Annotated in this window: 13 protein-coding genes; 5 read left to right on the top strand and 8 right to left on the bottom strand. The window is 72.6% G+C overall.

The features are described 5' to 3' along the window. The 4 genes from G3T38_RS21250 to rimP all read right to left on the bottom strand — a co-directional run. On the bottom strand, nt 1-315 hold a 315-nt coding region (locus tag G3T38_RS21250; RefSeq protein ID WP_338037796.1), incomplete at its 3' end, for a translation initiation factor IF-2 N-terminal domain-containing protein. A gap of 151 nt (nt 316-466) precedes the next feature. Next, nucleotides 467-784 carry a DUF448 domain-containing protein gene (locus G3T38_RS20715; RefSeq protein WP_163774798.1) on the bottom strand — a complete coding sequence of 106 codons (318 nt, stop codon included), beginning with the start codon at nt 782-784 and terminating at the stop codon, nt 467-469. Between the two features lie 120 nt (nt 785-904). Next, on the bottom strand, nt 905-1,900 hold the full coding sequence (gene nusA, locus G3T38_RS20710) for a transcription termination factor NusA (protein ID WP_163774796.1): 996 nt from the start codon (nt 1,898-1,900) through the stop codon (nt 905-907). Then, the gene (gene rimP / locus G3T38_RS20705; protein WP_338037795.1) at nt 1,900-2,400 is read right to left on the bottom strand and encodes a ribosome maturation factor RimP; all 501 of its coding nucleotides are present in this window, start codon (nt 2,398-2,400) and stop codon (nt 1,900-1,902) included. Before rimP ends, nusA begins: the two co-directional genes overlap by 1 nt. Before the next feature lie 117 nt (nt 2,401-2,517). Here rimP and G3T38_RS22860 point away from each other — a divergent pair, with 117 nt between their 5' ends. Then, nucleotides 2,518-3,105 (top strand): hypothetical protein, encoded by a 588-nt coding sequence (locus G3T38_RS22860; RefSeq protein ID WP_163774794.1) that lies wholly within the window; start codon nt 2,518-2,520, stop codon nt 3,103-3,105. Then, the gene (locus G3T38_RS22855) at nt 3,102-3,518 is read left to right on the top strand and encodes a DUF4439 domain-containing protein (protein ID WP_163774792.1); all 417 of its coding nucleotides are present in this window, start codon (nt 3,102-3,104) and stop codon (nt 3,516-3,518) included. Before G3T38_RS22860 ends, G3T38_RS22855 begins: the two co-directional genes overlap by 4 nt. Before the next feature lie 297 nt (nt 3,519-3,815). On the opposite strand, the gene G3T38_RS20690 is transcribed toward G3T38_RS22855, so the two are convergent. The 3 genes from G3T38_RS20690 to G3T38_RS20680 form a co-directional block, all read right to left on the bottom strand. Next, a complete protein-coding gene (locus G3T38_RS20690) occupies nt 3,816-5,330 on the bottom strand; it encodes an acetyl-CoA hydrolase/transferase family protein (protein WP_163774791.1) in 1,515 nt (504 codons plus the stop codon). 14 nt (nt 5,331-5,344) lie between these two features. Next, a complete protein-coding gene (locus tag G3T38_RS20685; protein ID WP_163774790.1) occupies nt 5,345-7,123 on the bottom strand; it encodes a proline--tRNA ligase in 1,779 nt (592 codons plus the stop codon). Nucleotides 7,124-7,187: 64 nt separating this feature from the next. Further along, nucleotides 7,188-7,565: a DoxX family protein gene (locus tag G3T38_RS20680; RefSeq protein ID WP_163774788.1), complete on the bottom strand. Its 378-nt coding sequence runs from the start codon at nt 7,563-7,565 to the stop codon at nt 7,188-7,190. Between the two features lie 143 nt (nt 7,566-7,708). Here G3T38_RS20680 and G3T38_RS20675 point away from each other — a divergent pair, with 143 nt between their 5' ends. Beyond that, complete coding sequence (locus G3T38_RS20675; RefSeq protein WP_163774786.1) at nt 7,709-8,773, top strand: 2,3-butanediol dehydrogenase; 1,065 nt, start codon at nt 7,709-7,711, stop codon at nt 8,771-8,773. 9 nt (nt 8,774-8,782) lie between these two features. Here G3T38_RS20675 and G3T38_RS20670 read toward each other — a convergent pair whose 3' ends face one another. Next, the gene (locus G3T38_RS20670; protein ID WP_338037794.1) at nt 8,783-9,631 is read right to left on the bottom strand and encodes a GNAT family N-acetyltransferase; all 849 of its coding nucleotides are present in this window, start codon (nt 9,629-9,631) and stop codon (nt 8,783-8,785) included. Nucleotides 9,632-9,769: 138 nt separating this feature from the next. Here G3T38_RS20670 and G3T38_RS20665 point away from each other — a divergent pair, with 138 nt between their 5' ends. Together G3T38_RS20665 and G3T38_RS20660 are read left to right on the top strand one after the other, a co-directional pair. Then, nucleotides 9,770-10,327, top strand: coding sequence for a DUF6318 family protein (locus tag G3T38_RS20665; protein WP_163774784.1), 558 nt, complete (start codon nt 9,770-9,772; stop codon nt 10,325-10,327). A gap of 32 nt (nt 10,328-10,359) precedes the next feature. After that, nucleotides 10,360-10,705: hypothetical protein (locus G3T38_RS20660; RefSeq protein ID WP_163774782.1), on the top strand; the 346-nt coding region annotated here is incomplete at its 3' end.

Below are 10,705 nucleotides of genomic sequence, written 5' to 3'. Positions count from 1 at the left end.
CGGGGTCGCCGGCTTCGGGGCCGGACGCGGACCCGGGGTGGCCGGACGCGGGCCGGGGGCCGCCGGGGCACCGCCGGAGGGGCGGGGTCCGGGCGCGGCCGGGCGGGCCGTGGGCTGCGCGGGGGCGGCCGGGGCGGAGCCGCCGGCCGTCTTCAGCTCGTTGCCGAACTGCTTCTTGAACCGCATCTCGACAGGCGGCTCGATCGTCGAGGAAGCCGACTTGACGAACTCCCCCATCTCCTTGAGCTTGTCGAGAACGAACTTGCTCTCGACGCCGTACTGCTTGGCGAGCTCGTGAACTCGGGTCTTGGCCACGTTTCTCCTTCTGGCCTGTGACCCGGTTCCGGGGGTCTCAGACCGTTGGTGGGTGTTGCAAACTCATTGCGAGTTACTCATCGAGTGCTCATGAGCTGCTTGCTCCAGCTTCTGGTCGCGGTCGCCCACGTCGGGCGACCTCGTCGGTCGGTCAGGTCGTGCTTCCACCACTCCGCACGGGGGTGGTGGTGAGCGTGTCGAGGTGCTCCCCCACGGCGTCGACGGGCAGCCCTCCGCGCCGCAGGGCACGGGAGAAGGCCTTCCGCCGGACCGCGAGGTCGTAGCACTCGCGCACGGGGTGCAGGTGGGCACCCCGCCCGGGTGCGGTCGCCGACGGGTCCGGCGCCACGACCTCACGGCCGTCGGCACCGAGCCGCACGGTCACCCGCAACAACTCGCTCTTCGCGGCTCGTCGACGACACCCGATGCAGGTCCGGACCGGGCCGGTTCCCCCGAGAGGGTCGGGCACATCGTCCGTCCCCGCGTCAGCATGCCGACCGCGAGCCACTCGTCACACTCTACTCCTCCGCCTCGCCCGGGCCGAAACCGCGCCCGGAGGGCAGCGGGACGATCGCGCCGGGCCGGCGGATCAGTCGTCAGCGCCGGAGACGTCCTCCGGGACCTCCTCGTCCGAGCGGATATCGATGCGCCAGCCGGTGAGCCGCGCCGCGAGGCGGGCGTTCTGGCCCTCCTTGCCGATCGCGAGCGACAGCTGGAAGTCGGGGACGACCACGCGAGCGGCTCGTGCGGCAGCGTCCACGACGGTCACGCTCGTCACCTGCGCGGGCGAGAGGGCGTTCGCGACCAGGCGGGCGGGGTCGTCGGCCCAGTCGACGATGTCGATCTTCTCGCCGTTGAGCTCCGACATCACGTTGCGGACGCGCTGGCCGACCGGGCCGATGCAGGCACCCTTCGCGTTGACGCCGGGCACGGTGGTGCGCACGGCGATCTTGGAGCGGTGGCCGGCCTCACGCGCGATCGCGGCGATCTCGACGGTGCCGTCGGCGATCTCCGGCACCTCGAGGGCGAACAGCTTGGTGACGAGGTGGGGGTGCGTCCGCGACAACGTGACCTGGGGGCCACGCATGCCCTTGCGCACGGAGACGACGAAGCACTTGATGCGCTCGCCGTGCACGTACTTCTCCCCGGGCACCCGCTCGCCCGACGGCAGCAGGGCCTCCAACCGACCGAGGTCGACCATCACGTCGTCCGGGTTGCGGCCCTGCTGGATGACACCCGAGACGATGTCGCCCTCGCGACCGGAGAACTCGCCGAACTTGATCTCGTCCTCGGCGTCGCGCAGGCGCTGCAGCATGATCTGCTTCGCCGTGGTGGCCGCGATGCGGCCGAAGCCGGCGGGCGTGTCGTCGAACTCGCCCACGGGGTTGCCCTCGTCGTCCAGCTCCGTCGCGAGCACGCGCGCCCGGCCCGACTTGCGGTCGAGGTCCACCCGCGCCCGGGAGCTCGCGCCCGGGGACTTCTGGTACGCCGTGAGCAGGGCCTGCTCGATCGCCTCGACGAGCACGTCGAAGGGGATCTCCTTCTCGCGCTCGAGCACGCGCAGGAGGCTCATGTCGATGTCCATCAGGCGTTCTCCTCCTCGGCGGCACGCCGCCGGTTGAACTCGATCTGCACCACGGCGCGCGCCACGTCGGCGTACTCCACGCGGGCGGGGTCCTCGCCCTTCGTCTCCGGGTCCACGAGGGCGCCGCTGTCGTCGCTGCCGACGATGCGACCGACGACCTCGCCGCCCTCGACCAGGGAGATGCGCACGAGCCGGTCGCTGTTGCGACGCCAGTGGCGCGGGTGGGTCAGGGGGCGGTCGACGCCACGGGAGGTGACCTCCAGGGTGTAGGGCTGCTCGCCCAGCACGTCCGCCTCGTCCAGGACCTCCGAGACGGCCTTCGTCGCGGCGGCGACCTCGTCGAGGTCCACCCCGCCGTCCTTGTCGACCGCGACCCGCAGCACCCTGCGCTTGCCGGCGGGCGTCAGCTCCACCGCCTCCAGGTCCATCCCCAGCTCCGCGAGAGGGCCGGCGATCGCCGACTCCACGGCGCCGACGACGGCGTCCTGCTTGCTGCTCACGCCTGCTGCCTCCTGTGCTGTTGTCGTGCTGCCCGGCGCGCACCCGGTGCGACGCCGTCGACCACCATAAGGCAGCCGGGGCGCCCCCCGAAACGCAGCGAGCGCTAACCTCCCCGCGTGGTCCCTGCCCCGTCCCGCCCACCGGTCCCGGCCCTCGCGCCGGCCCCGCGGCTCGCCTCGCGTCGCGCGGTCGTCGTGGCGCCTGCCGCCCTGGTCGTCGCGCCGCTGCTGGCCGGCTGCGACGACGACGCGGGCTCGTCCGACGGCGTGGTCACGGCCACGGGGGACGGCACGTCCGCGGACGTCGCACGGGTCGACGAGGCCCTCGCCGCGATCGGCACGGCACGCACCCAGGCGGCGGCCGCCGGCACGACCCACGCGACCCTGGCGCCGGCGTTGGCGCCCCTGCTCGCCGTCCACGACGCCCACCTCGACCTCCTGGCCGACGCGAGCGGCGCGGACGACCCGACCGACGGCACCCCGAGCGCGACGACGGACACGACCGGGCCGGCCGGGACCCCCGCGGACCCGGTGCTCGACCCCGCGGCCGCGTTGGCGGCGGTGCGCACCACCGAGACGACGCTGGCCGGGACCCTGACGGACCTCGCGGTCGCGGCCGACAGCGGTCCGCTGGCCCGCACGCTCGCCGCGATGGCCGCGGGCGTCGACCAGCAGCTGCTCCTGCTCGCCCGGGCGTCCGCGTGACGACGGCCGCTCTCCAGACCGCGCTCGAGGCCGAGCACGCCGCCGTCTGGCTGTACGCGCTCCTGGGTGCGCGCACCTCCGCCTCGACCGAGTCCGAGCTGCACGCCGCCCTCACGAGCGCGTACGTCGCCCATCGCGCCCGCCGCGACACCCTCACCGCCCTGGTCATCGACGACGGGGAGGAGCCGGTCGCGGCCGCGGCCTCGTACGTCGCTCCCACACCCCTGACGACGTCCGAGGAGGTGCGGACGGCGGCCGCAGCGGCGGAGACGGCCGCAGCCGCGACGTACGGGTTCGTGGTCGCGAGCACCAGCGGCGAGCGGCGCCGCACGGCGGTGGCCGCGCTGCGGGACGCCGCCGTGCGCGGCCTCGGCTTCGGCGGCGCCGCCGAGGACCTGCCCGGGGGCGACTGAGTCGACAAGGCCCCGCCGCCGGTCCCTGCTCACGACGCACGAAGGGCCTCGGCCAACCGGCCGAGGCCCTTCATGACTCGCGGCCCGATCCGCGAGATTCCCCGAGAAGTGCGACGTCGGACTCGGCTCCTCCGAGGAAGTCCCGAGATCTCCCCCGAAGGAGCCGAGTCCGTCGTTGCTGCGAAACGTTCGTCAGTTCGTTCCGTCTGCAGAAGTGTGTAACGCGCAGCCGCCTCCCGTAAACGGAAGATGGGCTGCAACTTTCTGCATTGCGAGAATGTGAAGGTGCCCCGGGTCTCACATCCGGCCGTCGCGGAGGAAGGCCAGGTGCCAGCCCAGGGCCTCCTCCAGCAGGTGCGGCGTGTGCCGGGCCTCGGGTCGCGCGGCCTTCGCGCGGTCGACGTAGTCGCGCAGGCGGTCCGCGTAGTCCGGATGGGCACAGTGCTCGATGATCCGGTCCGCGCGGTCCGTGGGCGAGAGACCACGGAGGTCGGCGAGGCCACGCTCGGTCACGAGCACGTGGACGTCGTGCTCCGTGTGGTCGACGTGGCTGACCATCGGGACGATCGAGGAGATGCTGCCGCCCTTCGCCGTGGACGGCGAGACGAAGAAGTTGAGGTAGGCGTTGCGGGCGAAGTCGCCGCTGCCGCCGATCCCGTTCATGATCGCGCTGCCCATGACGTGGGTGGAGTTGACGTTGCCGTAGACGTCCGCCTCGATCATGCCGTTGATCGCGACCACCCCGAGCCGCCGCACCAGCTCCGGGTGGTTCGAGATCTCCTGGCTGCGGAGCAGGATGCGGCCCTTGTAGTGGCCCGGGTCGGCGAGGAAGCGCCGGGCGCCGTCCTCGGACAGCCCGAAGGACGTGGCCGACACCGCGTCGAGCTTGCCCGCGTCGAGCAGGTCGAGCAGGCCGTCCTGGATCACCTCGGTGAACGCCGTCATGCCCTCGAACTCCGCCGTGAGGAGACCCTCCATCACGGCGTTGGCCACGTTGCCGACCCCTGACTGCAGGGGCAGCAGGCTCGGGGGCATCCGCCCGGCGGCGACCTCGTGGCGCAGGAAGTCGACCAGGAAGCCCGCCATGTCGCGGGAGGCGTCGTCCGGCGGGCTCAGCGGGGAGTTGCGGTCGGGGGCGTTCGTCTCGACGACCGCGACGACCTTCGCCGGGTCGACCCGCAGGTAGGGGTCGCCGATGCGCTGCATGGGGTGCGTCATCTGGATCGGGAGGCGGTGGGGCGGCAGCGCCGTGCCGTAGTAGACGTCGTGGAACCCCTCGAGGTCCCGCGGCTGCCAGTGGTTGACCTCGAGCACGACCTTCTCGGCCCGCTCCAGCCACGCCTTGTTGTTGCCGACCGAGCTCCCGGGCACCAGCAGCCCGTTGGGCAGCACGGCCGCGACCTCGACGACCGCGACGTCGAGCGGGCCGTAGAACCCGAACCACGCCTGCTGCGCCGTGTGGGACAGGTGGGCGTCGACGTAGTCGACCTCGCCCGTGTTGATGAGCCGTCGCAGGGTGGGGTCGCCGTTGTACGGCAACCGCTTGTCGAGGCCGTGCACCTCGGCGAGGCGTCCGTCGACCTCCGGCGCCGTCGACGCGCCCGACCACAGCCCGATGCGGAACTCCTCGCCCCGCGCGTGGGCGACCGCGATCCGGTCGGCCAGCGCGCCGGGCACCGCCTTCGGGTGCCCGGCGCCGGTGAAGCCGCTGATGCCGACCGACATGCCGTGCTCGACGTGACGCGCGGCCTCCTCGGCCGTCGTGACGCGCGTGGCCAGGACGGGGCAGGTGATGCGGTCCGCGTGGGCCATCGACCGGCTCCGCGTCAGCCGCGGACGGCGGCCAGGGTGCGCGCGACCACCGCGTCGACCGCGACCTCCTCGCGCTCCCCGCTGCGCCGGTCCTTGATCTCGACCACGCCGTCGGCGAGGCCCTTGCCGACGACGACGATCGTCGGGACGCCGATGAGCTCGGCGTCCTTGAACTTCACGCCCGGGCTGACCTTGCCGGCCCGGTCGTCGTAGACGACGTCGAGACCGGCCGACGAGAGCTCCGTGCTGATCCGCTCCGCGGCGGCGAAGAGCTCCTCGCCCTTGCCGGCCGCGACGACGTGCACGTCCGCCGGGGCGACCTCGCGGGGCCACACGAGCCCGGCCTCGTCGTGGTTGTACTCCGCGATGACCGGGACGGCGCGGGAGACACCGATGCCGTAGGAGCCCATCGTGACCGTGACCAGCTTGCCGTTCTCGTCGAGCACCTTGAGGCCGAGCGCCTCGGCGTACTTGCGGCCGAGCTGGAACACGTGGCCCATCTCGATGCCGCGGGCGAGCTCGAGCGGTCCGGAGCCGTCGGGCGCGGGGTCGCCGGCGCGCACCTCGGCGGCCTCGATCGTGCCGTCGGGCGTGAAGTCACGGCCGGCGACGAGGTCGATGACGTGCTGGCCCTCGACGTTCGCCCCGGTCACCCAGCGGGTGCCCGTGACGACGCGGGGGTCGACGAGGTAGCGGATGCCCGTCTCGGACTCCTCGCCCAGGATGGTGCGCCCCTCGTGGGCGGGGCCGATGTAGCCCTTGACCAGGGCGGGGAACGCGGTCAGCTCCTCGTCGGTCATGGGCGCGACCTCGATCGGCTCGAGCTGGCCCTCGAGCCGCTTCTGGTCGACCTCGCGGTCACCGGGCAGTCCGACCGCGAGCGGCTCGCGGGTGCCGTCGGGGTGCGTGAGCATGAGCAGCACGTTCTTCAGCGTGTCCGCGGCGGTCCAGGGCCGGTCCTCGCGCGGGAACGCCGCGTTGAGGTGGTCGACCAGGGTCGCGATGGTCGGGGTCGCGGGCGTGTCCTCGGCGTGGGCGGCGGGCACGTCGTCGTACGGGAGCGGGTCGGGGGCCGGGGTCGTGACGGCCTCGACGTTCGCGGCGTACCCCCCGGGGCTCCGCACGTAGGTGTCCTCGCCGACGTCGAGCCGCGCGAGGAACTCCTCGCTCCGCGAGCCGCCCATCGCGCCGGAGGTCGCCTTCACGATCGCGTAGTCGAACCCGAGCCGGTCGAAGATGCGCACGTACGCCGAGCGGTGGGCCTCGTAGGACCGCTCCAGGCCGGCGTCATCGACGTCGAAGGAGTAGGAGTCCTTCATGACGAACTCGCGGCCGCGCATGAGGCCGGCGCGGGGGCGCGCCTCGTCGCGGTACTTCGTCTGGATCTGGTAGAGCCAGACCGGCAGGTCCTTGTACGACGAGTACAGGTCCTTCACCGTGAGGGTGAACATCTCCTCGTGGGTCGGGCCCAGGAGGTAGTCGGCGCCCTTGCGGTCCTGCAGGCGGAAGATGCCGTCGCCGTACTCCGTCCAGCGGTTCGTCGCCTCGTAGGGCTCCTTGGGGAGCAGTGCGGGGAACTGCAGCTCCTGCGCCCCGATCGCGTCCATCTCGTCGCGCACGATCTGCTCGACCTTGCGGTAGACGCGCAGGCCCAGCGGCAGCCACGTGTAGATGCCCGGCGCGGCGCGACGGATGTAGCCCGCGCGGACCAGCAGCCGGTGGCTCGGCACCTCCGCGTCGGCGGGGTCGTCGCGGAGCGTGCGGACGAACAGCTGGGACATGCGCAGGATCATGGGACGAAGGCTACTGGCGGGTGCGGCGGCGCCGCGCACGGGTTTCCACAGGCGCCCCGCGGCCTCAGCGACCGGCGCGCAGGGCGGCGCGCACGAGCGGCACCTGCAGCGGGAGGCGGGCGACGGTGCCCCACCGGTACGCCGCGTTCCGGCTCCGACGGGCCCGCCAGGCCATCGTGACGTTGCCCGGGAACACGCCGACGAGGAGGGCGGCGCTGGCCAGGCCGGCCGCCTGGCGCGTGCGCGGGTGGAGCAGCCCGGCGGCGCACGCCAGCTCGGCCACCCCGGAGGCCTTGATCAGCTCGGTGTGCGCGGGCAGCGCCTTCGGCATGAGCGGGGTGAAGGTCTCGGGGCGCACGAGGTGGACGACACCGGAGACGGCGAAGGCGGCGGCGAGTCCCCGCGCGGTCGGGGTGAGCGGCTGGACGTCGGTCGAGGTCATGGTCGGCAACGTTACCGGCCGGTCACCGGCGTGCGGGGCGACCCGACCCGGCGGTGCAACGTGGCGCAGCGCTGTCGCCGCCCGCCGCGGCGTACCTAGCGTGGATCGGTGATCCGCACCCACCTGCGACGAAGGGCAACGAGATGAAGGCAGCGCGCTACCACGACCGGGGCGACATCCGCATCGAGGAGGTGCCGGAGCCGGTGGTCGCGCCGGGCACCGTCGGCATCGCGGTCGCGTTCTGCGGCATCTGCGGCACCGACCTGCACGAGTACCTCGACGGCCCGATCTTCGTGCCACCCCACGGCCACCCCCACCCGATCTCGGGCGAGGCAGCCCCCCTCACGCTGGGGCACGAGATGTCGGGGACCGTCTACGCGCTAGGTGAGGGCGTCGACGACCTCGAGATCGGCGACAGCGTGGTCGTCGAGCCCTACATCGTGCGCGACGACGTCGACACCAGCGCGGCGAACGACTCGTACCACCTCTCCCCCGACATGAACTTCATCGGCCTCGGCGGCCGCGGCGGCGGTCTGTCCGAGAAGATCGTGGTGCAGCGGCGCTGGGTGCACCCCGTCGGCGACCTGCCGCTCGACGAGGCAGCGCTGATCGAGCCGCTCGCCGTCGGCTACCACGCGTTCCAGCGCTCGGGCGGCCAGCGGGGCGACGTCGCGCTCATCACCGGCGCCGGGCCGATCGGGCTGCTCACCGCGGCCGTGCTGCGGGCCGAGGGCATAACCGTCATCATCTCCGAGCCCAGCCCGCTGCGCCGGCAGAAGGCGCTCGAGACCGGCGTCGCGCAGCACGTGCTCGACCCGACGTCGCAGGACGTCGTCGCCGAGGTGCTCGCCCTCACCGGCGGCGTCGGTGCCGACATCTCCTTCGAGGCCACCAGCGTGCAGCCGGCCCTCGACACGCTCGTCGAGGCGACGAGGCCGCGCGGCGTCATCGTGGTCGTCTCGATCTGGGGGCACCGCGGCGAGCTCGACGTGCAGAAGCTGGTGCTCAAGGAGCTCGACCTGCGGGGCACGATCGCCTACGTGAACTCCCACCCGGCGACGATCGCGCTCGCCCGCGAGGGCAAGGTCGACCTCAAGCCGTTCATCACGGGCGTCATCGGGCTGGACGAGCTGGTCGACGCCGGCTTCGACACGCTGATCCACCGCAACGAGACGGCGGTCAAGATCCTCGTGGACCCGCGTCGCTGAGGGACCGACTCAGAACATCACGGTCGTGAAGCGCGCCGTCTCGACGAAGCCGACGCGCTCGTAGGCCAGCCGCGCCCCGGTGTTCCACTCGTTGACGTAGAGCGAGACCACCGGGGCGATCTCGGCGCGCACCGTCTCCACGACGGCCGCCATGCCCGCCGTCGCCAGCCCCGCGCGCCGGTGCTCGGGCGCCACCCAGACGCCCTGCACCTGCGCGGCGTACGGCGACGTGCACGCCACCTCCGCCTTGAAGACGACGCGACCCCGGTGGTCGAAGCGCGCGAAGGACCAGCCCCGCGCGACGAGCTGGGCCACCCGCGCGCGGTAGAGCTCCGCGCCTCCCCCACGCTCGGGCGAGACGCCGACCTCCTCCGTGTACATCGCCACGCACGCCGGGTAGAGCGCGTCCATGTCAGCCGTCGTCGTGCGGCGCACCTCGGGGTCGGGCGCGACGAGCGGCGTGTCGCCGATCTCGAGGTGCGGCTGGGCGAAGCGGATCTCCCGCGGGGTGCCCCACCGGGGCGAGACGCTGCTCCAGAAGGTGTCGACCGCCGGCTGCGGACCCACGATCGTCGACACCGAGCGGATCCGCTGGGGCGCATGGGCCGCGAACGCCCGCACCGCCTCCGCGTCGGCGTTGACCGGCACGAGGTTCGCGGCGACGTGGCAGGCCGCGACCAGGTCGCCGGCGTCGTAGTGGCCCCACACCTCACCGCCCAGCCAGCGTGGCTGCAGACGCGTCGTCCGGGCGCGGTGGTCGACGAAGACGTTGACGACGGGGTCGCGCTCGACGAGCGCGAGGAACTCGTCGAGATCCGCCGGGCCCAGCACCCGGACCCCCTGCTTCGTCAGCACCACGCTGCGAGCCTAGGCGAGGCCGCCCCGTCATCCACAGGTCCCTCCCGCGGGGGTGGTCGGGTAGGTCGCGGCTGTCCTAGATTGTGCGCGGTTGCCGACGCGATCGGGCGTGTCGGCCCGGGCTCGGTGGAGGACCGCATGCAGCGCCGTGGGGGCACGTTGGTCGGACTCGTTGTCGGTACGTCGCTGCTCGTGGCGTGCTCGGACGCGGGGGGCGAGGCGGAGGGGCCGTCGTCCTCGCCGTCGTCTTCTTCGTCGTCGGTTTCGCCGGGGCCGGGTGGTGGGGAGAGCTCGTCGGCGCCGGTGGTGCCGGTGTTGCCGGAGGCGGCGCGGGGTGATGACGACGCGGCCGCCCTGGCGTTCGTGGAGCACTGGGTGGAGCTGGTGAACTACGCGGCGTTCTCTGGCGATGTCAGCCAGATAAGACGAGTCACTCGTGCCCAGTGCGAGGTCTGCGAGTCGCTGTACTCGTCGATGGACGGCCGGCCGCTCTCGTCGGCTGATGGTGCGTGGTCGACCAGTGGTCTCACCACGCGAGCACCGGCGCCGGCTGACCCGGTCGCAGCCGACGTCGTGGTCACAGGAGACATCGACATCAGCGGTTCCGCGTCCTCGCCATTCGGATCGCTTGCGCTGGGTCTTGCCCGCGAGAACGAGGAGTGGAGCGTGGCATGGCTTCTCACCGAGCAGTACTGAGCACCCTTGCGAGCACACTGGTCCTAGTGATCATGATCGGGGCCTTCGGACCCCGCCCGGGCCACGCCGCGAGCTCGGACGAGGATGAGTCCACCGTCGAGGCGCGACAGCAGCACTTCCTTGCGACGGTCGACCGCTCGCAGGAGATCCGCCACCAGGCCGCCGCCGCGGCCGGGGCATCCGCCAGCGGACCTTCCCAAGCCCAGATCATGGCTGCGCGACAGGCCTACGTCGACAGCTCCATCTGCCTGCCCACCGCCATCGCCGGCCTCGCCCTCGGCAACATCTGCGCCGGACGCATCGCCTGCAACGAGACCGACCTCGGCGGCTACCTGCAGAACCCCTACCTCGCCACCGGAGCCGGACGCCCCACCGACT

Source organism: Nocardioides zeae (assembly GCF_010686755.1).
Classification (GTDB): Bacteria; Actinomycetota; Actinomycetes; order Propionibacteriales; family Nocardioidaceae; genus Nocardioides; species Nocardioides zeae.
This window is presented reverse-complemented; position numbering and strand designations above follow the sequence as displayed.

Excerpts from the sequence above, each read along its gene's own strand:
- G3T38_RS20675 (WP_163774786.1), top strand. The coding sequence starts at position 7,709 with ATGAAGGCAGCGCGCTACCACGACCGGGGCGACATCCGCATCGAGGAG.
- G3T38_RS20690 (WP_163774791.1), bottom strand. The coding sequence starts at position 5,330 with ATGGCCCACGCGGACCGCATCACCTGCCCCGTCCTGGCCACGCGCGTC.
- G3T38_RS20680 (WP_163774788.1), bottom strand. The coding sequence starts at position 7,565 with ATGACCTCGACCGACGTCCAGCCGCTCACCCCGACCGCGCGGGGACTC.
- G3T38_RS20685 (WP_163774790.1), bottom strand. The coding sequence starts at position 7,123 with ATGATCCTGCGCATGTCCCAGCTGTTCGTCCGCACGCTCCGCGACGAC.
- nusA (WP_163774796.1), bottom strand. The coding sequence starts at position 1,900 with ATGGACATCGACATGAGCCTCCTGCGCGTGCTCGAGCGCGAGAAGGAG.
- G3T38_RS20665 (WP_163774784.1), top strand. The coding sequence starts at position 9,770 with ATGCAGCGCCGTGGGGGCACGTTGGTCGGACTCGTTGTCGGTACGTCG.